General features: G+C 52.9%; 22 protein-coding genes and 1 riboswitch. Of the genes, 9 read left to right on the top strand and 13 right to left on the bottom strand.

Annotation, left to right across the window (positions count from 1 at the left end; genetic code table 11):
* Positions 1-3: 3 nt before the first annotated feature.
* The 3 genes from nfi to nudC are packed head-to-tail and all read right to left on the bottom strand — an operon-like array spanning position 4 to position 2582.
* Positions 4-684: a deoxyribonuclease V gene (gene nfi / locus OGY06_RS17975; RefSeq protein WP_063942037.1), complete on the bottom strand. Its 681-nt coding sequence runs from the start codon at positions 682-684 to the stop codon at positions 4-6.
* A 9-nt stretch (positions 685-693) separates the two neighbouring features.
* On the bottom strand, positions 694-1758 hold the full coding sequence (gene hemE, locus OGY06_RS17970; RefSeq protein ID WP_003826889.1) for a uroporphyrinogen decarboxylase: 1065 nt from the start codon (positions 1756-1758) through the stop codon (positions 694-696).
* 50 nt (positions 1759-1808) lie between these two features.
* The gene (gene nudC, locus OGY06_RS17965; RefSeq protein WP_003033074.1) at positions 1809-2582 is read right to left on the bottom strand and encodes an NAD(+) diphosphatase; all 774 of its coding nucleotides are present in this window, start codon (positions 2580-2582) and stop codon (positions 1809-1811) included.
* Positions 2583-2678: 96 nt separating this feature from the next.
* Here nudC and OGY06_RS17960 point away from each other — a divergent pair, with 96 nt between their 5' ends.
* From OGY06_RS17960 to thiH, 7 genes are all read left to right on the top strand, one after another.
* Positions 2679-3167, top strand: a complete 489-nt coding sequence (locus OGY06_RS17960; RefSeq protein ID WP_003826892.1) for an Rsd/AlgQ family anti-sigma factor — start codon at positions 2679-2681, stop codon at positions 3165-3167.
* Positions 3168-3217: 50 nt separating this feature from the next.
* Positions 3218-3340, top strand: a riboswitch (TPP riboswitch).
* 83 nt (positions 3341-3423) lie between these two features.
* Positions 3424-5322 carry a phosphomethylpyrimidine synthase ThiC gene (gene thiC / locus OGY06_RS17955; RefSeq protein WP_003826896.1) on the top strand — a complete coding sequence of 633 codons (1899 nt, stop codon included), beginning with the start codon at positions 3424-3426 and terminating at the stop codon, positions 5320-5322.
* Positions 5322-5957 (top strand): thiamine phosphate synthase, encoded by a 636-nt coding sequence (thiE, locus tag OGY06_RS17950; RefSeq protein WP_003826898.1) that lies wholly within the window; start codon positions 5322-5324, stop codon positions 5955-5957. Before thiC ends, thiE begins: the two co-directional genes overlap by 1 nt.
* Positions 5950-6708, top strand: coding sequence for a HesA/MoeB/ThiF family protein (locus OGY06_RS17945; RefSeq protein WP_003826902.1), 759 nt, complete (start codon positions 5950-5952; stop codon positions 6706-6708). Before thiE ends, OGY06_RS17945 begins: the two co-directional genes overlap by 8 nt.
* Entirely contained in the window at positions 6689-6889 is a 201-nt protein-coding gene (thiS, locus tag OGY06_RS17940) for a sulfur carrier protein ThiS (protein WP_032934139.1), read from the top strand. Before OGY06_RS17945 ends, thiS begins: the two co-directional genes overlap by 20 nt.
* A 1-nt stretch (position 6890) precedes the next feature.
* The gene (thiG, locus tag OGY06_RS17935) at positions 6891-7661 is read left to right on the top strand and encodes a thiazole synthase (RefSeq protein ID WP_057068781.1); all 771 of its coding nucleotides are present in this window, start codon (positions 6891-6893) and stop codon (positions 7659-7661) included.
* Positions 7658-8791: a 2-iminoacetate synthase ThiH gene (gene thiH, locus OGY06_RS17930; RefSeq protein ID WP_191226547.1), complete on the top strand. Its 1134-nt coding sequence runs from the start codon at positions 7658-7660 to the stop codon at positions 8789-8791. The genes thiG and thiH overlap by 4 nt, the downstream gene beginning before the upstream one ends.
* A gap of 119 nt (positions 8792-8910) precedes the next feature.
* Here thiH and cspG read toward each other — a convergent pair whose 3' ends face one another.
* Positions 8911-9123, bottom strand: a complete 213-nt coding sequence (gene cspG / locus OGY06_RS17925; RefSeq protein WP_003033098.1) for a cold shock protein CspG — start codon at positions 9121-9123, stop codon at positions 8911-8913.
* A gap of 1092 nt (positions 9124-10215) precedes the next feature.
* On the opposite strand from cspG, the gene OGY06_RS17920 reads away from it, so the two are divergent.
* Together OGY06_RS17920 and OGY06_RS17915 are read left to right on the top strand one after the other, a co-directional pair.
* Positions 10216-10521: a PTS sugar transporter subunit IIB gene (locus tag OGY06_RS17920; protein WP_003033102.1), complete on the top strand. Its 306-nt coding sequence runs from the start codon at positions 10216-10218 to the stop codon at positions 10519-10521.
* A gap of 4 nt (positions 10522-10525) precedes the next feature.
* Positions 10526-10843 carry a PTS lactose/cellobiose transporter subunit IIA gene (locus tag OGY06_RS17915; RefSeq protein ID WP_197385384.1) on the top strand — a complete coding sequence of 106 codons (318 nt, stop codon included), beginning with the start codon at positions 10526-10528 and terminating at the stop codon, positions 10841-10843.
* A gap of 102 nt (positions 10844-10945) precedes the next feature.
* On the opposite strand, the gene rpoC is transcribed toward OGY06_RS17915, so the two are convergent.
* From rpoC to tuf, 9 genes are all read right to left on the bottom strand, one after another.
* A complete protein-coding gene (rpoC, locus tag OGY06_RS17910; protein WP_003826919.1) occupies positions 10946-15169 on the bottom strand; it encodes a DNA-directed RNA polymerase subunit beta' in 4224 nt (1407 codons plus the stop codon).
* Positions 15170-15245: 76 nt separating this feature from the next.
* Positions 15246-19274 (bottom strand): DNA-directed RNA polymerase subunit beta, encoded by a 4029-nt coding sequence (gene rpoB, locus OGY06_RS17905; protein ID WP_003033111.1) that lies wholly within the window; start codon positions 19272-19274, stop codon positions 15246-15248.
* 320 nt (positions 19275-19594) lie between these two features.
* Positions 19595-19960 (bottom strand): 50S ribosomal protein L7/L12, encoded by a 366-nt coding sequence (gene rplL, locus OGY06_RS17900; protein ID WP_003033114.1) that lies wholly within the window; start codon positions 19958-19960, stop codon positions 19595-19597.
* A gap of 66 nt (positions 19961-20026) precedes the next feature.
* Positions 20027-20524, bottom strand: a complete 498-nt coding sequence (gene rplJ, locus OGY06_RS17895) for a 50S ribosomal protein L10 (protein WP_001207203.1) — start codon at positions 20522-20524, stop codon at positions 20027-20029.
* Between the two features lie 414 nt (positions 20525-20938).
* Entirely contained in the window at positions 20939-21646 is a 708-nt protein-coding gene (gene rplA, locus OGY06_RS17890) for a 50S ribosomal protein L1 (protein WP_003033119.1), read from the bottom strand.
* 3 nt (positions 21647-21649) lie between these two features.
* Positions 21650-22078: a 50S ribosomal protein L11 gene (gene rplK, locus OGY06_RS17885; RefSeq protein ID WP_003033122.1), complete on the bottom strand. Its 429-nt coding sequence runs from the start codon at positions 22076-22078 to the stop codon at positions 21650-21652.
* 154 nt (positions 22079-22232) lie between these two features.
* Positions 22233-22778, bottom strand: a complete 546-nt coding sequence (gene nusG / locus OGY06_RS17880) for a transcription termination/antitermination protein NusG (protein ID WP_003033125.1) — start codon at positions 22776-22778, stop codon at positions 22233-22235.
* A gap of 1 nt (position 22779) precedes the next feature.
* On the bottom strand, positions 22780-23163 hold the full coding sequence (gene secE / locus OGY06_RS17875) for a preprotein translocase subunit SecE (RefSeq protein WP_003033128.1): 384 nt from the start codon (positions 23161-23163) through the stop codon (positions 22780-22782).
* Between the two features lie 230 nt (positions 23164-23393).
* Positions 23394-24443 (bottom strand): elongation factor Tu (gene tuf / locus OGY06_RS17870; RefSeq protein ID WP_063942044.1); only part of this gene is annotated, 1050 nt, incomplete at its 5' end.

Below are 24443 nucleotides of genomic sequence, written 5' to 3'. Positions count from 1 at the left end.
AGTTTACCCGATATGGGGCGTTTTTGCTGCAAGCCGAGTAAAAGCCGGGCGTTCGGATGCCACTGCATCTGCCCAGCGTGTGGGTTCCGGCAAACGATAGCCGTTCATACAGCGTTGAACCCACGCTAGTGCGCTGTCCATACTCACGCGGTGGCCCGTAGAAATAAACAACGGGTTACAGCGCGCTTTGCTGCGCCAGACCCATGCCAGTTGTTCGCCTTTATCCAGCAACGGCGCTAGCGCACCAGGTTCAGCAGCGAGCGGTTCAAACTTGCCGCACAATCGTTTTTTCGCCACACCAATCGTTGGCACGTCCACCAGCAGGCCAAAATGGCTGGCCACGCCCAGACGACGCGGGTGAGAAATGCCATGACCGTCAACGAACAGCAGATCTGGCTTGTACGAGAGCAGTTGCCAGGCGGCCATCAGCGCGGGAGTTTCACGAAAGGAGAGAAATCCGGGTATGTAGGGCATGGTGGTGGCGATACGCGCCACCTTGTATTCGACCAGTTCAAGCGTGGGATACTTCAGTAAGACTATTGCGGCTCGCGTCACTTCACCACCCTGCTCAAACCCAACGTCCGCCCCGCCGATCAGATCCGGCGGATCGTTCTTCAGACGATCCTCGCGGATCACTGAAGAAGCCAGTTCAAGCTGCTGCGCGCGTAATGACGCGAGATCCATGATGACTCCTTAGCGGTGGTACTGTTCGGACAACCGATGTACCGCCTCCACAAAGACACCCGCATGTTCTGGCGGGACGTCCTGATGAATGCCGTGGCCCAGGTTAAAGACATGCCCTTCACCCTGACCAAATCCGGCCAGAATTGTCGCCACCTCTTCTTCGATGCGGGCCGGCGGCGCATACAGCATGGACGGATCCATATTTCCCTGTAGCGCCACTTTATGACCTACACGACGACGCGCATCGGCAATGTCAGTGGTCCAGTCGAGACCTAACGCATCACAGCCGGTTTCCGCCATCGCTTCCAGCCACTGACCACCGCCTTTGGTAAACAGGGTCACCGGTACGCGACGACCTTCGTTCTCGCGCAGCAGGCCATCAACGATTTTGTGCATGTAGTACAAAGAAAACTGCTGATAGTCGCGACCGGTCAGCACGCCACCCCAGGTGTCGAAAATCATCACCGACTGCGCACCCGCTTTGATCTGCGCGTTCAGGTACAGCGTGACGCTCTTCGCCAGCTTATCAAGCAGCAGATGCAGCGCTTTAGGGTCGGCGTACATCATCTTTTTAATCACGGTGAAGGCTTTGCTGCTGCCGCCTTCAACCATGTAGGTCGCCAGCGTCCACGGGCTACCGGAGAAGCCGATCAGCGGCACTTCGCCTTTCAGTTCACGACGGATAGTGCGCACCGCGTTCATCACGTACCCCAGCCCATCTTCCGGGTCCGGGATCGGCAGTTTGTCGACATCAGCCTTGCTGGTAATCGGAGAGGTGAAGCGTGGGCCTTCTCCTGCTTCAAAATACAGCCCGAGTCCCATCGCATCCGGGATCGTCAGGATATCCGAGAAGAGGATCGCGGCATCAAGTTTATAGCGACGCAGCGGCTGTAGCGTGACTTCGCAGGCCAGCTCGGCATTTTTGCACAGCGCCATAAAATCGCCCGCTTCGGCACGGGTAGCTTTGTATTCCGGTAGATAGCGGCCTGCCTGGCGCATCATCCATACCGGAGTGACATCAACGGGCTGGCGCAGCAGCGCACGCAGATAACGATCGTTCTTCAGTTCGGTCATTTTTGCAGTTCCTTATTGCGTCAGTCCATCAGTGTATCACCACTCGCTCTTTACTCGTACTCAGCCCGACACATTGCCACAGTGTCTTCAATCAATCGACGCGCGACAGTACCCGGCGGGGGTAAGAGCGGTAAGTCGTCATAGCGATACCAGTTCGCTTCCAGCAGCTCTTTCGGGTCGATGACGATTTCGCCGCTATCATACTCCGCCATAAATGCGGTCATCAAAGACTGCGGGAACGGCCATGGCTGAGAAGTGACATAGCGCAGGTTTTTCACCTTAATACCGCTTTCCTCCATAACTTCACGCGCCACCGCCTGTTCTAAGGTCTCACCCACTTCGACAAAACCCGCCAGTACGGTATGCACGCCGTTACGATGCCGAACATGTTGGGCAAGCAGGATGGAATCATCTCGGCGAATAGCGACGATTATGCACGGGGCAATTTGCGGGTAATAACGTTCACGGCAGTGGCTACAGAGCATCGCCCACTCCGTTTTACTCGGGTGCATGGGATGGCCGCAGTAGCCACAGAATTTATGCGAGCGATAGAACTCCGCCAGCTGTACGCCGCGTCCGGCCAGTTGAAACAGGCCAACATCCTGGTCAATGACCTGGCGCACCGACCCCATATCGTGTCGACGCTGCTGCTGCACCAGCCAGACAGTCTCCCCTTCCCACTCGCCTATTGGCAGCGCGCGCTGACCAATCAGATCAAAACGGGCTGCGTCGCCATAAGGTAGCTCGCCATGAGGTAACCATAACTTTTGCTCATGACTGACGATCCACCAGCCGCTATCTAATTTTTCAATTATACGATCCATATCTCTTGCGCAACCTTTGCTTCACAGGCATGTTGTTTACATTATTTTTACATTTACGGGTGAGCAGTTCCTAAACACCATCTTGCGGAGTCAATCATGCTAAACCAGCTGGAAAGCCTGACGGAGCACGTCGGAGGAAGTAATAAACTGGTTGATCGCTGGCTACATGTACGTAAGCACCTGCTCGTGGCTTACTACAATCTGGTTGGCATTAAGCCTGGCAAAGAATCGTACATGCGACTCAATGAAAAGGCGCTGGATGATTTTTGTCAGAGCCTGGTCGATTACCTCTCCACCGGACACTTCAGTATTTATGAACGTATTCTCCATAAATTGGAAGGGAACGGGCAGCTTTTAAAAGCCACAAAAATTTGGCCGCTGCTGGAAGCCAATACGCAGCTGATCATGGACTACTATGACTCCAGCCTGGAAACTGCGATTGATCATGATAACTTCCTTGAATTTCAACAGGTTTTATCGGATCTCGGCGAGGCACTGGAAGCCCGATTCGTGCTGGAAGATAAGCTGATCATGCTGGTATTTGACGCAATGCACGAGAGTAGCACTCTCAAACGTCATGCTTGAGATTTGCGGCATTAACGCGTAGTTTACATTCATTACCTCTTTATTGAGGTTACTTCTTGTCGGAGTGCTTATTTTCCACAGCAGCATGAGTGGAAAAGGCTGAGACCGTTAATTCGGGATCCGCGGAACCTGATCAGGTTAAAACCTGCGAAGGGAACAAGAGTCAATCTACAATAGCATCGCCCCCGGGCGAGCTTCTCTCTTGCTTCATCCGTCGTCTGACAAGCCATATCCTTACTTTTATTTGGAATGAGCTATGTCTGCCACTACTAAACCATCACGCCGCGAACAGCGCGCTCAAGCCCAACACTTTATCGATACCCTGGAAGGGACCGCCTTCCCTAACTCAAAACGCATCTATATCACCGGTTCGCAGCCGGATATCCGCATTCCGATGCGCGAAATTCAGCTCAGCCCGACGCTGACTGGCGGTAGCAAAGACAACCCGCAGTTCGAAGAAAACGAAGCCGTTCCGGTATACGACACCTCCGGACCGTATGGCGATCCTGACGTGGCGATTAACGTCCAGCAGGGCCTGGCAAAGCTGCGCCAGCCGTGGATTGCGGCGCGTAACGATAGCGAAGAATTAGACGACCGGAGTTCCGCTTATACCAAAGAACGTCTGGCCGACGATGGCCTGGACGATCTGCGTTTCACCGGCCTGCTGACGCCAAAGCGCGCCAAAGCGGGTAAACGAGTCACCCAACTGTACTACGCCCGCCAGGGAATAGTGACCCCAGAGATGGAGTTCATCGCCATCCGTGAAAACATGGGCCGCGAGCGCATTCGCAGTGAAGTGCTTCGCCACCAGCATCCGGGGATGAACTTTGGTGCACGCCTGCCGGAAAACATTACGCCGGAATTCGTGCGTGATGAAGTGGCCGCGGGCCGCGCGATTATTCCTGCCAACATCAACCACCCGGAATCCGAGCCGATGATTATCGGTCGCAACTTCCTGGTGAAGGTTAACGCCAACATCGGTAACTCTGCCGTCACCTCCTCCATTGAAGAGGAGGTAGAGAAGCTGGTGTGGTCGACGCGCTGGGGCGCTGACACGGTGATGGATCTCTCCACCGGTCGCTATATCCACGAAACCCGCGAGTGGATCCTGCGTAACAGTCCGGTACCGATCGGTACTGTGCCGATCTACCAGGTGCTGGAGAAGGTCAACGGGATCGCCGAAGATCTCACCTGGGAAGCCTTCCGCGACACGCTGCTGGAGCAGGCCGAACAGGGCGTCGACTACTTCACCATTCACGCGGGCGTGCTGCTGCGCTACGTGCCGATGACTGCCAAACGCCTGACCGGCATTGTCTCACGCGGCGGTTCAATTATGGCGAAATGGTGCCTTTCTCATCACAAAGAGAACTTCCTGTACGAACATTTCCGCGAGATTTGCGAAATCTGCGCCGCCTACGACGTCTCTTTGTCGCTGGGTGACGGCCTGCGCCCAGGTTCAATTCAGGATGCGAACGACGAAGCGCAGTTCTCCGAGCTGCATACGCTGGGTGAGCTGACCAAAATCGCCTGGGAATACGACGTGCAGGTGATGATAGAAGGCCCAGGTCATGTGCCCATGCATATGATCCAGCGCAACATGACCGAAGAGCTGGAGCACTGCCATGAAGCACCGTTCTACACTTTAGGACCGTTGACCACCGATATCGCCCCGGGCTACGACCACTTCACTTCCGGGATCGGTGCGGCGATGATCGGCTGGTTTGGCTGCGCGATGCTGTGCTACGTCACGCCAAAAGAGCACCTCGGCCTGCCGAACAAAGAAGATGTTAAGCAAGGGTTGATTACCTACAAGATTGCCGCCCACGCAGCTGACTTAGCAAAAGGTCATCCAGGCGCGCAGATCCGCGATAACGCCATGTCGAAAGCGCGTTTCGAATTCCGCTGGGAAGACCAGTTTAACCTCGCGCTCGACCCGTTCACCGCCCGCGCCTACCACGATGAAACACTGCCACAGGAGTCCGGCAAGGTCGCCCACTTCTGCTCCATGTGCGGGCCGAAGTTCTGCTCGATGAAAATCAGCCAGGAGGTTCGCGACTACGCTGCTGCACAAACGATTGAAGTCGGCATGGCGGATATGTCGGAGAACTTCCGAGCCAAAGGCGGCGAAATCTACCTCAAAAAAGAGGAGGCGTAATGTACCAGCCTGATTTCCCGACCGTGCCGTTTCGCCTCGGGCTTTACCCGGTGGTAGACAGCGTGGAATGGATTGAACGCTTGCTGCAGGCGGGCGTACGCACAATCCAACTGCGCATTAAAGATAAGCGTGATGAAGAGGTCGAAGCCGACGTTATGGCCGCCATTGAACTGGGTCGTCGCTATAACGCCCGCCTGTTTATCAACGACTACTGGCGTCTGGCAATTAAGCACCGCGCTTACGGCGTACATCTGGGCCAAGAAGACCTTGAAACCACCGACCTGAAGGCGATCCAGGCGGCGGAGCTACGCCTGGGGGTCTCCACTCACGATGATATGGAGATTGACGTCGCGCTCGCCGCTAAGCCTTCTTATATCGCGCTGGGTCATGTCTTCCCCACGCAAACCAAACAGATGCCTTCCGCCCCGCAGGGACTTACGCAACTGGCAAACCATATTGAACGATTAGCGGATTACCCGACCGTCGCCATTGGCGGTATCAGCCTTGAGCGCGCCCCGGCAGTACTGGCGACCGGCGTCGGCAGCATTGCCGTGGTCAGCGCCATTACCCAGGCGGCTGACTGGCAGGTCGCTACGGCCCAACTACTGGATATCGCGGGAGTGGGCGATGAATGACCGCGACTTTATGCGTTACAGCCGGCAGATCCTGCTCGGCGATATCGCCATTGAAGGCCAGCAAAAGCTACTCGATAGCCATGTGCTGATTGTCGGTTTAGGCGGGTTAGGTTCGCCTGCCGCGCTGTATCTGGCGGGAGCAGGCATCGGAAAACTGACGCTGGTAGACGATGACGACATTCATCTGAGCAATCTGCAGCGCCAGATCCTGTTTACCACTGATGATATCGCACGTTCAAAATCGCAGGTTGCCCAGCAGCGCCTGACGCGGCTCAACCCGGATATCGAGCTGGTGTCACTCCAGCAGCGACTGAAAGGCGATGCGCTTCGGCATGCGGTAGCGCGTGCCGATGTGGTGCTCGACTGTACCGATAACATGGCCACGCGCCAGGAAATTAACGCCGCCTGCGTAACGCTCAACACCCCGCTCGTCACCGCCAGCGCCGTCGGCTTTGGCGGCCAACTGATGGTGCTGACGCCCCCGTGGGAACAAGGATGTTACCGCTGCCTGTGGCCGGACGATGTAGAGCCCGAACGCAATTGCCGTACCGCCGGTATCGTCGGACCGGTTGTGGGCGTGATGGGCACCTTGCAGGCGTTGGAAGCGATTAAATTGCTCAGCGGTATTGAGACGCCCAGCGGAGAGCTACGCCTGTTTGACGGTAAAACCAGCCAGTGGCGCAGCTTCGCACTACGACGTGCCAGCGGCTGCCCGGTATGCGGAGGGCAACATGCAGATTCAGTTCAATGATGAGCCGATGCAGTGCGCCGAAGGACAAACCGTCAGTGGGCTGCTCACTACGCTTAATCAGCTTAAACCGGGCGCGGCGCTGGCGCTCAATCAGCAGATCCTCCCGCGCGAGCAGTGGGAGCAGCAAATCGTGCAGGAAGGCGACCAGATCCTGCTTTTTCAGGTTATTGCAGGGGGTTGATATGTTACGTATTGCCGACAAAACGTTTGATTCGCATCTGTTCACCGGCACCGGAAAATTTGCTTCATCGCAGCTGATGGTCGAGGCGATTCGCGCCTCCGGCAGCCAACTGGTAACGCTGGCCATGAAGCGCGTGGATTTGCGTCAGCACAACGATGCCATTCTGGCACCGCTGGTAGACGCTGGTGTGACGCTGTTGCCCAACACTTCGGGGGCAAAAACCGCTGAAGAGGCGATTTTTGCTGCCCAGTTGGCGCGTGAAGCGCTGGGCACAAACTGGCTGAAATTAGAAATCCATCCGGACGCCCGCTGGCTGTTACCCGATCCAATCGAAACATTGAAAGCCGCAGAAGTACTGGTGAAAAAGGGCTTCGTGGTACTGCCTTACTGTGGCGCAGATCCGGTGCTGTGCAAACGACTGGAAGAAGTAGGCTGTTCTGCAGTCATGCCGCTCGGCGCGCCCATCGGTTCTAATCAGGGGCTGGAAACCAAAGCGATGCTGGAGATTATTATCCAACAGGCGACCGTGCCGGTGGTGGTTGATGCAGGCATCGGCGTCCCCAGCCACGCCACGCAGGCGCTGGAAATGGGCGCCGACGCGGTGCTGGTCAATACGGCAATCGCGGTAGCCGACAGCCCGGTGATGATGGCAACCGCCTTCCGCCTGGCCGTTGAAGCTGGCTTGCTGGCACGCCAGGCGGTACCAGGAAGCAAAAGTTCGCAGGCAAGTCCCACCAGCCCGTTAACCGGATTCCTGGAGGCCTTCGCATGAAAACGTTCAGCGACCGCTGGCGGCAGCTGGACTGGGATGACATCCGCCTGCGCATCAACGGTAAAACCGCCGCTGACGTAGAGCGCGCCCTCAACGCTTCGCATCTTAGTCGCGACGATCTGATGGCATTGCTCTCTCCTGCCGCCGCCGATTATCTGGAGCCGCTGGCGCAGCGGGCGCAGAAGCTCACCCGTCAGCGTTTTGGTAACACGGTGAGCTTTTACGTGCCGTTGTATCTCTCCAACCTTTGCGCCAACGACTGCACCTACTGCGGTTTTTCGATGAGCAACCGTATCAAACGCAAAACGCTGGACGAAGATGAGATAACACGAGAGTGTGCGGCTATCCGTGAGCTGGGTTTTGAGCATCTGCTGCTGGTCACCGGTGAACATCAGGCAAAAGTGGGGATGAATTACTTTCGTCGTCATTTGCCTGCCATTCGCCGCCAGTTCGCCTCTTTACAGATGGAGGTACAGCCGTTGTCAGAGGCTGAATATGCAGAGCTGAAGACGCTGGGGCTGGATGGCGTGATGGTGTATCAGGAGAGCTACCATGAGGCAACTTACGCTCGTCACCATTTAAAAGGGAAAAAGCAGGATTTCTTCTGGCGCCTGGAAACGCCGGACAGGCTGGGCCGCGCAGGGATCGACAAAATCGGTCTTGGCGCGTTGATTGGTTTGTCCGACAGCTGGCGGGTTGATTGCTATATGGTGGCTGAACATCTGCTATGGATGCAGCAGCATTACTGGCAGAGCCGTTACTCTATCTCCTTCCCTCGCCTGCGCCCATGCACCGGAGGCGTTGAGCCTGCATCGATCATGGATGAGCGACAGTTGGTCCAGACCATTTGCGCGTTTCGTTTACTGGCGCCAGAAATTGAGCTGTCGCTCTCCACCCGCGAATCGCCATGGTTTCGTGACCATGTGATCCCGTTGGCGATCAACAACGTCAGCGCCTTCTCAAAAACCCAGCCCGGTGGTTATGCCGATAACCACCCCGAACTGGAACAGTTCTCCCCGCACGACGATCGTCGCCCAGAAGCCGTTGCTGAAGCACTCATGGCCCAGGGTTTACAGCCCGTGTGGAAAGACTGGGACAGCTATCTGGGGCGCGCTTCACAGGTGCCGTAGGTCAGGAGCAATCGCATAAACAAAAAAACCCGCTTTCGCGGGTTTTTTCTTCACTGGCACTTAACTGCTCGGGCTCTGGCCTTCATCGCTATCGTAAGCGTTCGTGAAATTATCGGCGATTACAGCGCGACAACGTTAACAGCAGACGGGCCTTTAGCGCCATTCTCCACGGAGAACTCCACCTTTTGACCTTCGTCTAACGTTTTAAAATCGTTACTCTGGATAGCGGAGAAATGTACAAACACATCCTTACTACCGTCCTGAGGAGTGATAAAGCCGAAGCCTTTGTCAGAGTTAAACCATTTTACTAAACCAGTCATTTTGTTAGACATAGATACTTCCTTTCATGTTTTTGAGCCGCTTATGCAGCGAAGATGCCTGTTTTGCAGAAATTAACTTATGGGGCACTTAGGGAGGAGGCTCATGAAGAAGAGTATCTGAGGATAACGCTTGAACTGAGAATTGCTTTACTAAAACTGCTTGCATAAGGTCTGTGTTCCAAACCGATACCGCTATAGTAGACCTACTTCTAATCATTAAGCAAGCATTAATTTTTTTAATGCCCACTGAGTGATGCAATGTTGAACCATCGCGGCCAAGCATCCTGGATAACAGCTTGATCTACAATGAACAAAAGCCCCGACTATTGCAGTCAGGGCTTTACGTTACTACACACTTCAAATTTAACATTAATAAACTTAACGATTTAATACTGCTGATGGTACTACTTTAAAATGTACACGTTTACTATAGATAATATTGGATATTGATACTAACTAAAGCTTTCCTCTATTTACCGTTAAACACATTCCACCCGCTTGATAATAGAACTCAAGGCTGGTGACCTAAACAAGTACACTTCCCCTCGCGACATATACTCTTTGATGCGTTGCCTTATTTCCCTCGTGATAACAAAAAAAGAAGAAATCACGAACATTTACTATTAAATCATGGCGTTACATCGTCGCGTTTTACTGATTTTTTGCGATTAGATATATCAACTACGTGGCCTGAAAGCATTGTCGAGGTGAAAAAATAGCGTTTTCAGCATCGACTATCCCATACAAAAAATACTTCGTGGCCTTTATCGCAAACCCCAATCAAGCTCTACTAACACTTACTACGTTAACAGCAAACTACAATTTCTCCGCTGTTAAGTATTAACATACGGGTTTAAAAAACGCTGTCAATACTGTTTTTTATAACATGTATTTATTGACAGTAATTATATATTCCAGCATGTGATAAGCGAGTCAAAAAGCCGCTGGCCCTGGTCCAGATCGCAGGGTTCTGCCTCTTTTTGTAACCGGTTTCAGAAAAAGCGGCTTTCTTTGTGATGCCTTGCACACATTCGTTGCAAAGCAGTTGTTGCTATAGCTGGCTCGCGATAATTATCAATTCACACATGTTGATCGAGACTGCTTATGAAAAACATCGTTTTATGCTGTGCCGCCGGAATGTCCACCAGCATGCTGGTGCAAAGGATGAAAGATGCCGCCCAGAAAAAAGGCGTCGACGTCACCATCAAAGCCGTCCCGGTGGCCGAGTTTGAAGAGAATATCGCTACAGCGGATATCGTTTTGCTCGGTCCGCAGGTTAAGTATGAACAGGCCAAGCTACAGGCGATCGCCGACCCACTAGGCAAAAAGGTCGCCGTTATCGACATGATGGATTACGGTATGATGAAAGGCGATGCGGTACTGGATAAGGCGCTGAAACTACTGGAGTGATGGCATGGAAGAGTTAGAAACGATCATCATGGAATTATTGGTCAACGCTGGCGCTGCACGCAGCCAGGCCCTGACGGCATTGCAACTGGCGCGTAAAGGTGATTTCGCCGGTGCAGAACAAGCGATGACGGAATCACGCGAGTACGTCAAACAAGCGCATAAAATCCAGACCCAGCTGATCGGTATTGACGAGGGCACCGGCAAACTACCGGTTAATCTCATCACCGTTCATTCGCAGGACCACCTGATGAATGCCATGGTGATTCAGGATCTGGCCGGCGATATGATTGAGCTTTATCGGCGGTTACCACCGGTAAATTAATGACACTGCCGGATGGTTTCGTAGACCTGATAATCGCCATCAGAAATAACATAGACATAAAAAAACCCGCCGAAGCGGGTTTTTTATTATGGTCGGCAACGATTAATCGTTGTCAGAACCGCCCAGGCCTGCGTTCAGCAGTTCTGCCAGGCTGGCAGACGCATCTTCAGCAGTTACCTGCGGTGCAGCTGGCAGTTCGCCCGCTGCGCGACGACGCATACGATCCTGGTGGTACGCATAACCAGTACCTGCCGGGATCAGACGACCCACGATGACGTTCTCTTTCAGACCGCGCAGTTCATCACGTTTACCTGCAACAGCTGCTTCGGTCAGGACACGCGTGGTTTCCTGGAACGATGCTGCAGAGATGAAGGACTCGGTTGCCAGAGACGCTTTGGTGATACCCAGCAGATCGCGGGAGAACGTTGCACCCACTTTGCCGTTCGCTTCCAGCTCGCGGTTTGCGATCTTGACGCGGGAGTATTCAACCTGCTCGCCTTCCAGGAAGTCGGAGCTACCAGCGCTTTCGATGGTGGCTTTACGCAGCATCTGACGAACGATAACTTCGATGTGTTTATCGTTAATCTTAACGCCCTGCAGACGGTATACGTCCTGAACTTCGTTAACGATGTAACGAGTTACAGCATGCACACCACGCAGACGCAGGATGTCGTGCGGCGCTTCCGGACCGTCGGAAACCACGTCACCACGTTCTACACGTTCACCTTCGAACACGTTGAGCTGACGCCATTTCGGAATCATCTCTTCGTAAGGTTCGCTACCGTCTACCGGGGTGATAACCAGACGACGTTTACCTTTGGTTTCTTTACCGAAGGAAATGATGCCGCTGATTTCAGCCAGGATTGCCGGCTCTTTCGGACGACGTGCTTCGAACAGGTCCGCAACGCGCGGCAGACCACCGGTGATATCCTTGGTACCGCCGGATTCCTGCGGAACACGCGCCAGGGTGTCACCAGAGCTGATCTGTACGCCATCTTCCAGCTGAACAATCGCTTTACCCGGCAGGAAGTACTGAGCAGGCATATCGGTGCCTGGGATCAGAACGTCGTTGCCCTGAGCATCAACAATTTTCAGTGCCGGACGCAGGTCTTTACCACCCGCAGTACGCTCTGCAGAATCCAGAACCACCAGAGAAGACAGACCGGTCAGCTCGTCGGTCTGACGAGTAATGGTCTGGCCGTCGATCATGTCAGTGAAGCGGACGAAACCACTCACTTCGGTGATAACCGGCATGGTGTGCGGATCCCAGTTTGCTACGGTTTCGCCGCCAGCAACCTGTTCGCCATCACCTTTCGCCATAACGGAGCCGTAAGGCACTTTATAGCTTTCTTTGGTACGACCGAATTCGTCGATCAGTTTCAGTTCGGTGTTACGTGAGGTGATAACCAGTTTACCGCTGGAGTTCACAACCGACTTCGCGTTGCTCAGACGGATGCTACCTTTGTTTTTCACCTGGATGCTGGATTCAGCAGCCGCACGAGATGCCGCACCACCGATGTGGAACGTACGCATCGTCAGCTGTGTACCCGGTTCACCGATGGACTGTGCCGCGATAACGCCGATTGCTTCACCTTTGTTGATGATGTGGCCACGCGCCAGGTCACGACCATAGCAGTGCGCACATACACCAAAGTCAGTGTCACAAGATACAACGGAACGGACTTTAACGGAGTCTACGGAGTTCTCTTCCAGCAGATCACACCACTGTTCGTGCAGCAGCGTGTTGCGTGGAACCAGAATATCCGCCGTACCCGGCTTCAGAACGTCTTCAGCAGTTACACGACCCAGAACGCGATCGCGCAGCGGCTCTTTAACGTCACCACCCTCGATAACCGGGGTCATGGTGATGCCTTCCAGAGTGCCGCAATCGTCTTCAGTAACAACCAGGTCCTGCGCGACGTCAACCAGACGACGAGTCAGATAACCGGAGTTCGCTGTTTTCAGTGCGGTATCCGCCAGACCTTTACGAGCACCGTGAGTAGAGATGAAGTACTGGAGTACGTTCAGACCTTCACGGAAGTTCGCGGTGATTGGCGTTTCGATGATGGAGCCATCTGGCTTCGCCATCAGACCACGCATACCGGCCAGCTGACGAATCTGTGCTGCAGAACCACGCGCACCGGAGTCTGCCATCATGTAGATGCTGTTGAAGGAAACCTGCTGCTCTTCTACGCCGTCACGGTTAATAACGGTTTCGGTTTGCAGGTTATCCATCATCGCTTTGGATACACGATCGTTCGCCGCAGCCCAGATATCGATAACTTTGTTATAGCGTTCGCCCGCGGTTACCAGACCAGACTGGAACTGCTCCTGGATCTCAGCAACTTCAGCTTCCGCTTCAGAGATGATCTCGTGTTTCTTCTCTGGGATGACCATGTCATCAATACCAACAGATGCACCTGAACGCGCTGCATATGCAAAACCGGTATACATTGTCTGGTCAGCGAAGATAACGGTCGGCTTCAGGCCCAAAATGCGGTAACAGGTGTTCAGCATTTTGGAGATAGCTTTCTTGCCCAGCGCCTGGTTGACGATGGAGAAAGGCAGACCTTTCGGTACGATCATCCACAGAATGGCACGGCCAACGGTCGTGTCTTTCAGGCTGGTTTTCGCAACGAATTCGCCGTTTTCATCTTTTTCGTATTCGGTGATACGCACTTTAACGCGCGCATGCAGAGAGGCCAGACCTGCGCGATAGATACGCTCAGCTTCTTTCGGGCCAGTCAGCACCATGCCTTCGCCTTTGGCGTTAACACAGTCACGGGTCATGTAGTACAGACCCAATACAACGTCCTGAGACGGAACGATGATAGGTTCGCCGTTCGCCGGAGACAGGATGTTGTTGGTAGACATCATCAGCGCACGCGCTTCGAGCTGGGCTTCCAGCGTCAGCGGTACGTGAACAGCCATCTGGTCACCATCGAAGTCGGCGTTATATGCCGCACAAACCAGCGGGTGCAGCTGGATAGCTTTACCTTCGATCAGTACCGGTTCAAATGCCTGGATACCCAGACGGTGCAGTGTTGGTGCACGGTTCAGCAGTACCGGGTGTTCGCGGATAACTTCGTCCAGGATATCCCAAACGACAGCTTCTTCACGCTCAACCATTTTCTTAGCGGCTTTGATGGTGGTGGCCAGGCCACGCAGTTCCAGCTTGCCGTAGATGAACGGTTTGAACAGTTCCAGTGCCATTTTCTTCGGCAGACCGCACTGATGCAGACGCAGGTATGGACCTACGGTGATTACAGAACGACCGGAGTAGTCAACGCGCTTACCGAGCAGGTTCTGACGGAAACGACCCTGCTTACCTTTGATCATGTCGGCCAAAGATTTCAGAGGACGTTTGTTAGAACCGGTGATCGCACGACCGCGACGACCGTTATCCAGCAGGGCGTCAACCGCTTCCTGCAGCATACGTTTTTCGTTGCGTACGATGATGTCCGGCGCAGCCAGATCCAGCAGACGCTTCAGACGGTTGTTACGGTTGATAACGCGACGATACAGATCGTTCAGATCCGACGTTGCGAAACGACCACCATCCAGCGGAACCAGCGGACGCAGATCTGGCGGCAGAACCGGCAGAACGGTCAGGATCATCCACTCTGGCTTGTTGCCAGACTGTACGAAGGCTTCCAGCAGTTTGATACGCTTGGTCAGCTTCTTACGCTTGGTTTCGGAGTTGGTTTCGTTCAGCTCTTCGCGCAGAGTTTCACACTCTTGCTCCAGATCCATGCTCTTCAGCAGGGCCTGAATAGCTTCTGCACCCATCTTCGCGTCGAATTCGTCACCGAACTCTTCCAGCGCGTCCAGATACTGCTCTTCAGTCAGGATCTGTTGACGTTCCAGGTTAGTCATACCGCCTTCGATAACTACATAAGATTCGAAGTACAGTACGCGCTCGATATCGCGCAGTGGCATATCAAGCAGCAGACCGATACGGGACGGCAGAGATTTCAGGAACCAGATGTGAGCAGTCGGAGACGCCAGCTCGATGTGGCCCATACGCTCACGGCGTACTTTAGTCTGGGTCACTTCAACGCCGCACTTCTCACAGATCACACCACGGTGTTTCAGGCGCTTGTACTTACCGCACAGGCACTCGTAGTCTTTTACCGGCCCAAAGATACGGGCGCAGAAAAGGCCGTCACGTTCAGGTTTGAACGTACGGTAGTTAATGGTTTCCGGCTTCTTAACTTCACCGAAAGACCATGACCGGATCATGTCTGGCGAAGCCAGAGCAATTTTGATCGCATCAAACTCTTCGGTTTTAGTCTGCGCTTTCAGAAACTTTAATAAATCTTTCACGGATTTGCTCCCGTCGGAGTTAGCACAATCTGGCGCTGACTGTTACGCCAGCACCAGTGACCTGTTTGATCGAGAGTTACTCGTCTTCCAGCTCGATGTTGATACCCAGCGAACGAATCTCTTTCAACAGTACGTTGAAGGATTCCGGCATGCCTGGTTCCATCTGATGGTTGCCGTCCACGATGTTTTTATACATCTTAGTACGACCGTTCACGTCATCAGACTTAACGGTGAGCATTTCCTGCAGGGTGTATGCTGCGCCATATGCTTCCAGCGCCCACACTTCCATCTCCCCGAAGCGCTGACCACCGAACTGCGCCTTACCACCCAGCGGCTGCTGAGTAACCAGGCTGTAAGAACCGGTAGAACGCGCATGCATCTTGTCATCAACCAGGTGGTTCAGTTTCAGCATGTACATGTAGCCAACGGTAACCTGGCGCTCGAACTGCTCACCGGTACGACCGTCGAACAGTGTGATCTGACCGGAAGTCGGCAGGCCACCCAGCTGTAACAGTTCCTTGATTTCAGACTCTTTCGCACCGTCGAATACCGGCGTTGCGATCGGCATACCTTTTTTCAGGTTTTCAGCCAGACGCAGAACTTCTTCATCGCTGAAGGTATTCAGGTCAACTTTCTGACGAACATCTGAACCCAGATCGTAAGCACGCTGGATGAATTCGCGCAGTTTCGCGACTTCCTGCTGCTGTTTCAGCATGGCATTGATCTTATCGCCGATACCTTTTGCAGCCATACCCAGGTGGGTTTCAAGGATCTGACCGATGTTCATACGCGATGGTACGCCCAGCGGGTTCAGTACGATATCTACCGGCGTACCGTTAGCATCGTGTGGCATATCTTCGATCGGGTTGATCTTAGAGATTACACCCTTGTTACCGTGACGACCTGCCATCTTATCACCAGGCTGGATCCGACGTTTAACCGCCAGATAAACCTTAACAATCTTCAGCACACCCGGTGCCAGATCGTCTCCCTGAGTGATTTTACGGCGTTTCGCTTCGAGTTTTTTCTCGAATTCGTGTTTCAGTTCGTCGTACTGCTCAGCCAGTTGTTCCAGCTGATTCTGTTTCTCTTCGTCGGTCAGGCCGAGTTCTAACCAGCGGTCACGCGGCAGTTTGTCGAGCTTCTCAGCTTCAACACCACCGGAAACCAGCACAGCGTAGATACGGCTGAACAGGCCAGCTTCGAGGATCTGCAGTTCTTCAGACAGGTCTTTTTTCGCCTGCTTCAGCTGCATCTCTTCGATTTCCAACGCACGTTTGTCTTTTTCTACGCCATCGCGAGTAAAGACCTGAACGTCGATAATCGTACCGGAAACACCGTTTGGCACGCGCAGAGAAGAGTCTTTAACGTCAGACGCTTTCTCACCGAAGATCGCACGCAGCAGCTTCTCTTCTGGCGTCAGCTGGGTTTCACCTTTCGGCGTTACCTTACCAACCAGAATGTCGCCACCGGTCACTTCCGCACCGATATAAACAATACCGGATTCATCCAGTTTGGAGAGCGCAGCTTCACCCACGTTCGGGATGTCAGCGGTGATCTCTTCTGGCCCCAGCTTGGTGTCACGGGACACACATGCCAGTTCCTGAATGTGGATGGTAGTGAAACGGTCTTCCTGGACAACACGCTCGGATACGAGGATGGAGTCTTCGAAGTTGTAACCATTCCATGGCATGAATGCCACGCGCATGTTCTGACCCAGCGCCAGTTCACCGAGGTCGGTGGACGGACCGTCTGCCAGCACATCACCACGTTCAACCGGCTCGCCCAGAGATACGCAAGGCATCTGGTTGATACAGGTGTTCTGGTTAGAACGGGTGTATTTGGTCAGGTTATAGATGTCGATACCTGCTTCGCCCGGGTACATCTCGTCTTCGTTAACTTTGATAACGATACGGGAAGCATCCACGTACTGAACAGTACCGCCACGTTTAGCAACTGCAGTAACACCGGAGTCAACGGCAACAGCACGTTCCATACCGGTACCAACCAGCGGCTTATCAGCGCGCAGAGTCGGAACCGCCTGACGTTGCATGTTCGCACCCATCAATGCACGGTTGGCGTCATCGTGTTCCAGGAACGGGATCAGGGACGCACCGACGGATACCACCTGCTGGGTGGATACGTCCATGTAGTCAACCTGGTCGCGGCTGAACAAGCTGGATTCGCCTTTGCTACGGCAGGTAACCAGATCTTCTACAAAGTGGCCTTCGTCATCCAGGTTGGAGTTCGCCTGAGCGATAACGTAGTTGCCTTCTTCGATAGCAGACAGGTAATGAATTTCGTCAGTTACAACACCGTCGGTCACTTTACGGTACGGAGTCTCGAGGAAGCCGTATTCGTTAGTCTGTGCATACACGGACAGGGAGTTGATCAGACCGATGTTCGGACCTTCAGGCGTTTCGATTGGACATACGCGACCGTAGTGAGTCGGGTGTACGTCTCGAACTTCGAAGCCTGCGCGTTCACGGGTCAGACCGCCTGGGCCGAGTGCGGAGATACGACGTTTGTGCGTAATCTCAGACAGCGGGTTGTTCTGGTCCATAAACTGAGACAGCTGGCTGGAACCAAAGAACTCTTTCACTGCTGCAGAAATCGGCTTGGCGTTGATCATATCCTGAGGCATCAGGGTATCCAGATCGCCCAGAGACAGACGCTCTTTCACCGCACGCTCAACACGTACCAGGCCAACGCGGAACTGGTTTTCCGCCATTTCGCCTACGGAACGGATACGACGGTTGCCGAGGTGGTCGATATCATCGACTTCGCCTTTACCGTTACGGATATCGATGAGCTTCTTCATCACTTCGATGATGTCGTCTTTGCTCAGGATACCAGAACCTTCGATTTCGTCGCGCAGCAGAGAACGGTTGAACTTCATACGACCAACCGCGGACAGGTCATAGCGGTCTTCGGAGAAGAACAGGTTCTCGAACAGGCTTTCAGCAGCTTCACGAGTCGGCGGCTCACCAGGACGCATCATGCGGTAGATTTCTACCAGTGCGCTCAGACGATCGTTGGTTGGGTCAACACGTACAGTTTCAGAAATGTACGGACCGTGGTCCAGATCGTTAGTGAACAGAGTTTCGATACGCTTGTGACCAGACTGGCTCAGCTTAGCCAGCAGATCCAGGCTCAGCTCCATGTTAGCTGCGCAGATCAGCTCGCCAGTAGATTCGTCAACGTAGTCTTTAGCAGCAACTTTACCAGCAATGTATTCAACCGGAACTTCGATATGTTTGATATCGTCTTTTTCCAGTTGGCGAATGTGGCGCGCAGTGATGCGACGGCCTTTTTCGACATAGACTTTGCCGTTAGCTTCAATGTCAAAGGATGCGGTTTCACCACGCAGGCGTTCCGGCACCAGTTCCATCTGCAACTTGTTGTCACGAATTTCAAAAACAACTTTTTCAAAGAACAGGTCAAGGATCTGCTCAGTGGTGTAGTTCAGTGCACGCAGAATAATGGTCGCAGGCAGTTTACGGCGACGGTCAATACGTACGAACAGGTTGTCCTTCGGATCGAATTCGAAGTCCAGCCAGGAACCACGGTAAGGGATGATGCGCGCGTTATACAGCACTTTACCCGAAGAGTGGGTTTTACCTTTGTCGGAGTCAAAGAAGACGCCAGGACTACGGTGCAGCTGAGAAACGATAACACGCTCAGTACCATTGATTACAAAGGTACCGTTGTCAGTCATGAGCGGAATTTCGCCCATGTAGACTTCTTGTTCTTTAATGTCTTTTACGGTGCCTTCCGGCGCTTCGCGCTCGTAGATCACCAGACGCAGTTTTACGCGCAGCGGTGCGGAATAGGTCACGCCACGGATCTGACATTCCTGAACGTCAAACACCGGTTCGCCAAGGCGGTAGCTGACGTATTGCAGCTCGGAATTACCGCTGTAGCTCTGAATCGGGAAAACGGAACGGAAAGCTGCTTCCAGACCATACTGCCCTTCAGGATCTTGCTCGATGAACTTCTGAAACGAGTCAAGCTGGATAGAAAGGAGATAAGGTATGTCCAACACTTGTGGACGTTTACCAAAATCCTTACGAATACGTTTTTTCTCGGTATAGGAGTAAACCATTAGGGTTCCTCAGCTCGCTGACAAGTCGACCCATCTGTCCGACGAAGGGACAGTTTGTGCAACACTATTTTGTTGACCGGAAAATCGAATACTTTCCGCAATGCCTGTTGCTATCACGCTTAAACCATTTCATTGCGATTTACACAGAACTGATGCTCTGTCGCAGTATATTAAGACGTCGATAGAAACAAGCATTGAAAGGCACAGCAGTAGTCAAACAGTGTGAAATGCTACTGGCGCCTTACAGCGCAAAAAGGCTGGTGACTAAAAAGTCACCAGCCATCAGCCTAATTTCTTAGGCTGCAACCAGAAAAGTTGGCTTATTTAACTTCAACTTCAGCGCCAGCTTCTTCCAGAGATTTTTTCAGTGCTTCTGCGTCGTCTTTGCTGATGCCTTCTTTCAGGGCAGCCGGAGCAGATTCTACCAGGTCTTTAGCTTCTTTCAGACCCAGGCCAGTTGCGCCACGTACTGCTTTGATTACAGCAACTTTGTTAGCGCCAGCAGCTTTCAGAATTACGTCGAATTCAGTTTTTTCTTCAGCAGCTTCAGCCGGGCCAGCAGCTACAGCTACAGCAGCAGCAGCGGAAACACCGAATTTTTCTTCCATTGCAGAGATCAGTTCTACAACGTCCATTACGGACATAGCGGATACTGCTTCAATGATTTGATCTTTAGTGATAGACATTTAAATTGTTCCTGAAAATCAGAATAAGTTTATACGTAAGCAGATGCTTGAGAAAGATAACTGCGATTAAGCAGCTTCTTTCGCATCGCGTACAGCAGCCAGAGTACGAACCAGTTTGCCAGCCGAAGCTTCTTTCATGGTTGCCATCAGGCGTGCAATTGCTTCTTCGTAGGTCGGCAGAGTTGCCAGGCGATCGATTTGCGATGCCGGGATCAATTCACCTTCAAAGGCTGCGGCTTTGACCTCAAATTTTGCATTCGCTTTCGCGAACTCTTTGAACAGACGAGCAGCAGCGCCCGGGTGTTCCATAGAGTATGCAATCAGGGTCGGACCAACAAACGTGTCTTTCAGGCACTCGAACTGAGTACCTTCAACGACGCGGCGCAGCAGGGTGTTACGAACAACACGCATGTATACGCCAGCTTCACGACCTGCTTTACGCAGTTCAGTCATTTTATCTACAGTTACGCCACGGGAATCCGCAACTACTGCAGACAGCGCGCCTTTGGCTACTTCGCTGACTTCAGCAACAATCGCTTGTTTGTCTTGAAGATTTAAAGCCATTAGCTTTGCTCCTGGATGTTTGCCGGAACTCATGTTCCGGAACTCACTTCACTCTCCCCAACTGAGAGAGCGTCTAAATACGGTGAGCAGAAACAAGCCAGAGTATCAGAAATAATCTTAGCGTTCTGTCACCGTCTACGCAGGGCATTAAGTTTCTTACGAAACACCTGCGGTCTTCGACGGAGGCCTGGATAGGCCAGGCTCCAACGAACAAATCTTGTCTATCTGTCGCTATTCAATCTGTGACGGCGTTGACTGCCTTCGTTCACACCAGTCACATAGTTAACTATGCTTCTGGCGATTCACTCAGTTGTCGCCTTGCCACAGCCTGAATATCTCGGATATACGTCTGCAATTAGCAGAAACGTGGGGGTAAGATTGTAGACAAAATCACCGCCCACGTAAAGGCGAATATTAGTTCGCCACAGTCGCAGTCAGACCGGACTGATCAACGGCAACACCAGCACCCATGGTGGTGGAGATGCTAACTTTCTTGATGTACACGCCTTTAGCCTGAGTCGGTTTCGCTTTTTTCAGCGCAACCAGCAGAGATTCCAGGTTTTCTTTCAGTTTGTCAGCGTCAAAATCCACTTTACCGATGGTGGTGTGGATGATGCCGTTTTTGTCGTTACGGTAACGAACCTGACCTGCTTTAGCGTTCTTAACTGCTTCAGCAACGTTAGGGGTTACAGTACCAACTTTCGGGTTTGGCATCAGGCCGCGCGGGCCCAGAACCTGACCCAGCTGGCCAACAACGCGCATTGCATCCGGGGAAGCAATAACAACGTCAAAGTTCATTTCGCCTTTCTTGATCTGGTCAGCCAGATCTTCCATACCTACCAGCTCAGCGCCTGCAGCTTTAGCAGCTTCAGCGTTTGCGCCCTGGGCAAATACGGCTACGCGAACGGAACGGCCAGTACCGTGCGGCAGTACAGTTGCACCACGTACGTTCTGGTCAGATTTACGAGCGTCGATGCCGAGGTTGACGGCAACGTCTACGCTTTCTACGAATTTAGCAGTGGCCAGCTCTTTCAGCAGAGCAATAGCTTCGTTGATGTCGTACTGTTTAGTTGCATCAACTTTGTCACGGATCACGCGCATACGCTTGGTCAGTTTAGCCATTTCTTAGTCCTCCACTACCAGGCCCATGGAACGTGCAGTACCTTCAATGGAGCGAGTCATCGCTTCAATGTCGGAACCAGTCATGTCGGCAGCTTTGGTCTGCGCGATTTCCTGCAGCTGAGCGCGGGAAATTTTACCCACTTTGTCTTTGTTCGGCTTGCCGGAACCAGACTTGATACCAGCAGCTTTCTTCAGCAGAACTGCTGCCGGAGGCGTTTTGGTAACGAAAGTGAAAGAACGGTCAGCGTAAACGGTGATAACAACCGGGATCGGCAGACCTTTTTCCATGGAATCAGTTTTTGCGTTGAACGCTTTGCAGAATTCCATGATGTTCACGCCTTGTTGACCCAGTGCTGGACCTACCGGCGGACTCGGGTTAGCCATACCAGCTGCAACCTGCAGCTTGACGTAGGCCTGGACTTTCTTAGCCATTCTAAATTCCTCTAGTTGGGTTATAGCGCCTCAAGGAGGCTCCCCGTGATTAAATTCGTTTTACGGACAGGGCCCATAAAAACAAAAGGCGCGAAATTGTATTCCAATCTCGCGCCTTGTGCAACGATTAAATCGCCGCTTTTTTGATCGCTGTTTAGGCTTTTTCTACCTGGGCAAAGTCCAGTTCTACTGGGGTCGCGCGACCGAAGATAGAAACAGAGACTTTCAGGCGGGACTTCTCGTAGTCCACTTCTTCAACCACACCGTTAAAGTCAGCAAACGGACCGTCACTAACGCGAACCATTTCACCTGGCTCAAACATCGTTTTCGGACGTGGTTTATCGCCAACCTGCTGCAGACGGTTCATGATCGCATCAACTTCTTTGTCGCTGATCGGCGCCGGACGGTCAGATGTACCGCCGATAAAGCCCATCACACGCGGCACGCTGCGCACCAGGTGCCAGCTTGCGTCATTCATCACCATCTGGACCAGTACATAGCCCGGGAAGAATTTACGTTCGCTCTTGCGACGCTGGCCACCACGGATTTCGACCACTTCTTCGGTCGGCACCATGACTTCGCCAAACAGCTCTTCCATATTTTGTAACTTGATATATTCGCGCAGCGACGTGGCTACGCGGCCTTCAAAACCGGAAAACGCCTGAACGACGTACCAGCGCTTTTTAGGGGCTTCAGACATCTTAGAACCTCAGGCCAGTGATAAAGGATACCAGGCGAACCAGAATACCATCCAGTCCCCACAGGATCAGTGACATTACTGCGGTAACCGCAGCCACAATTAATGTGGTGTGCAATGTTTCCTGGCGAGTTGGCCAAATGACCTTACGGACTTCGGTCCTCGCTTCACGGGCAAAAGCAACAGTCGCTTTACCTTTTGTTGTCAACAGCGCGACACCACCCGCTGCGGCAATCAGAATCACTACGGCCAGCGCACGCAGCGGCAGCATCATGTCACGATAGAGGTAGTTGCCAACGATAGCTACAAGCAGCAATACAGCGACAACAACCCACTTCATCGCTTCCAGGCCGCGCCCGCTTCCTTGAGCTTCGGTATTCGCACTCATAAACCAACCTGTCAGAAGTATTCTACAAACATTTTCACCCCGCGTAAGCGAGGCGATCCAAACCGAAATGCTCTGGTGCGTTTCGGACTAAACGCCCTCTTCAGAGCCTGTCTCAGCAATGATTATGACAAAAAAAATCACTGATGAGCCAGGTTCTGGTGTGAAAGCGTGCAAAAAGGGCATCAAATGATGCCCTTTTATTGCGCATTGCGTCAAATGTTATTCGGCAATTAGCTCATTACTTTGGCAACAACGCCCGCACCAACAGTACGGCCGCCTTCACGGATTGCGAAACGCAGACCGTCGTCCATCGCGATTGGGTGGATCAGGGTAACAACCATTTTGATGTTGTCGCCCGGCATTACCATCTCTACGCCTTCCGGCAGTTCGATGGTACCAGTCACGTCAGTAGTACGGAAGTAGAACTGCGGACGGTAGCCTTTGAAGAATGGAGTATGACGACCGCCTTCGTCTTTGGACAGAATGTACACTTCAGATTCGAACTTGGTGTGCGGCTTGATAGAGCCCGGCTTAGCCAGTACCTGACCACGTTCGATTTCTTCACGTTTGATACCACGCAGCAGAACACCAACGTTCTCACCAGCACGGCCTTCGTCCAGCAGTTTGCGGAACATTTCAACGCCAGTACAGGTAGACTTAGCTGTCTCTTTGATACCAACGATTTCAACTTCTTCACCAACTTTGATGATACCGCGCTCTACACGACCGGTAACAACGGTACCACGACCGGAGATGGAGAATACGTCTTCGATAGGCAGCAGGAACGGCTTGTCAATCGCACGCTCTGGTTCTGGGATGTAAGAATCCAGGAAGCCAGCCAGTTCGATGATTTTCGCTTCCCACTCTGCTTCGCCTTCCAGCGCTTTCAGAGCAGAACCACGAACGATCGGAGTGTCGTCGCCCGGGAAATCGTACTGAGACAGAAGTTCACGAACTTCCATTTCTACCAGTTCCAGCAGCTCTTCGTCATCAACCATGTCGCATTTGTTCAGGAACACGATGATGTACGGAACGCCTACCTGACGACCCAGCAGGATGTGCTCACGAGTCTGCGGCATCGGGCCGTCAGTCGCAGCAACAACCAGGATCGCGCCGTCCATCTGCGCAGCACCGGTGATCATGTTTTTAACATAGTCGGCGTGGCCCGGGCAGTCTACGTGTGCGTAGTGGCGAGTCGGGGTGTCATATTCAACGTGAGAAGTGTTGATGGTGATACCACGAGCTTTTTCTTCCGGCGCGTTATCGATCTGGTCGAATGC

The organism is Citrobacter sp. Cpo147 (assembly GCF_030332405.1).
In the GTDB taxonomy this organism is placed as follows: domain Bacteria; phylum Pseudomonadota; class Gammaproteobacteria; order Enterobacterales; family Enterobacteriaceae; genus Citrobacter; species Citrobacter portucalensis.
Note: the sequence above shows the minus strand (reverse complement) of the source record. Positions and strands in the feature narration are given on the sequence as shown.

What these genes read in the sequence shown, in the direction of transcription:
- OGY06_RS17915 (WP_197385384.1), top strand. Translation starts at nt 10,526, where the DNA reads ATGGAAGAGTTAGAAACGATCATCATGGAATTATTGGTCAACGCTGGC.
- rplA (WP_003033119.1), bottom strand. Translation starts at nt 21,646, where the DNA reads ATGGCTAAACTGACCAAGCGTATGCGCGTGATCCGTGACAAAGTTGAT.
- thiG (WP_057068781.1), top strand. Translation starts at nt 6,891, where the DNA reads ATGTTACGTATTGCCGACAAAACGTTTGATTCGCATCTGTTCACCGGC.
- thiC (WP_003826896.1), top strand. Translation starts at nt 3,424, where the DNA reads ATGTCTGCCACTACTAAACCATCACGCCGCGAACAGCGCGCTCAAGCC.
- nfi (WP_063942037.1), bottom strand. Translation starts at nt 684, where the DNA reads ATGGATCTCGCGTCATTACGCGCGCAGCAGCTTGAACTGGCTTCTTCA.
- thiS (WP_032934139.1), top strand. Translation starts at nt 6,689, where the DNA reads ATGCAGATTCAGTTCAATGATGAGCCGATGCAGTGCGCCGAAGGACAA.
- rplJ (WP_001207203.1), bottom strand. Translation starts at nt 20,524, where the DNA reads ATGGCTTTAAATCTTCAAGACAAACAAGCGATTGTTGCTGAAGTCAGC.
- nusG (WP_003033125.1), bottom strand. Translation starts at nt 22,778, where the DNA reads ATGTCTGAAGCCCCTAAAAAGCGCTGGTACGTCGTTCAGGCGTTTTCC.
- rplK (WP_003033122.1), bottom strand. Translation starts at nt 22,078, where the DNA reads ATGGCTAAGAAAGTCCAGGCCTACGTCAAGCTGCAGGTTGCAGCTGGT.
- OGY06_RS17945 (WP_003826902.1), top strand. Translation starts at nt 5,950, where the DNA reads ATGAATGACCGCGACTTTATGCGTTACAGCCGGCAGATCCTGCTCGGC.
- secE (WP_003033128.1), bottom strand. Translation starts at nt 23,163, where the DNA reads ATGAGTGCGAATACCGAAGCTCAAGGAAGCGGGCGCGGCCTGGAAGCG.
- rpoB (WP_003033111.1), bottom strand. Translation starts at nt 19,274, where the DNA reads ATGGTTTACTCCTATACCGAGAAAAAACGTATTCGTAAGGATTTTGGT.
- thiH (WP_191226547.1), top strand. Translation starts at nt 7,658, where the DNA reads ATGAAAACGTTCAGCGACCGCTGGCGGCAGCTGGACTGGGATGACATC.
- rplL (WP_003033114.1), bottom strand. Translation starts at nt 19,960, where the DNA reads ATGTCTATCACTAAAGATCAAATCATTGAAGCAGTATCCGCTATGTCC.
- thiE (WP_003826898.1), top strand. Translation starts at nt 5,322, where the DNA reads ATGTACCAGCCTGATTTCCCGACCGTGCCGTTTCGCCTCGGGCTTTAC.
- hemE (WP_003826889.1), bottom strand. Translation starts at nt 1,758, where the DNA reads ATGACCGAACTGAAGAACGATCGTTATCTGCGTGCGCTGCTGCGCCAG.
- cspG (WP_003033098.1), bottom strand. Translation starts at nt 9,123, where the DNA reads ATGTCTAACAAAATGACTGGTTTAGTAAAATGGTTTAACTCTGACAAA.
- nudC (WP_003033074.1), bottom strand. Translation starts at nt 2,582, where the DNA reads ATGGATCGTATAATTGAAAAATTAGATAGCGGCTGGTGGATCGTCAGT.
- OGY06_RS17920 (WP_003033102.1), top strand. Translation starts at nt 10,216, where the DNA reads ATGAAAAACATCGTTTTATGCTGTGCCGCCGGAATGTCCACCAGCATG.
- OGY06_RS17960 (WP_003826892.1), top strand. Translation starts at nt 2,679, where the DNA reads ATGCTAAACCAGCTGGAAAGCCTGACGGAGCACGTCGGAGGAAGTAAT.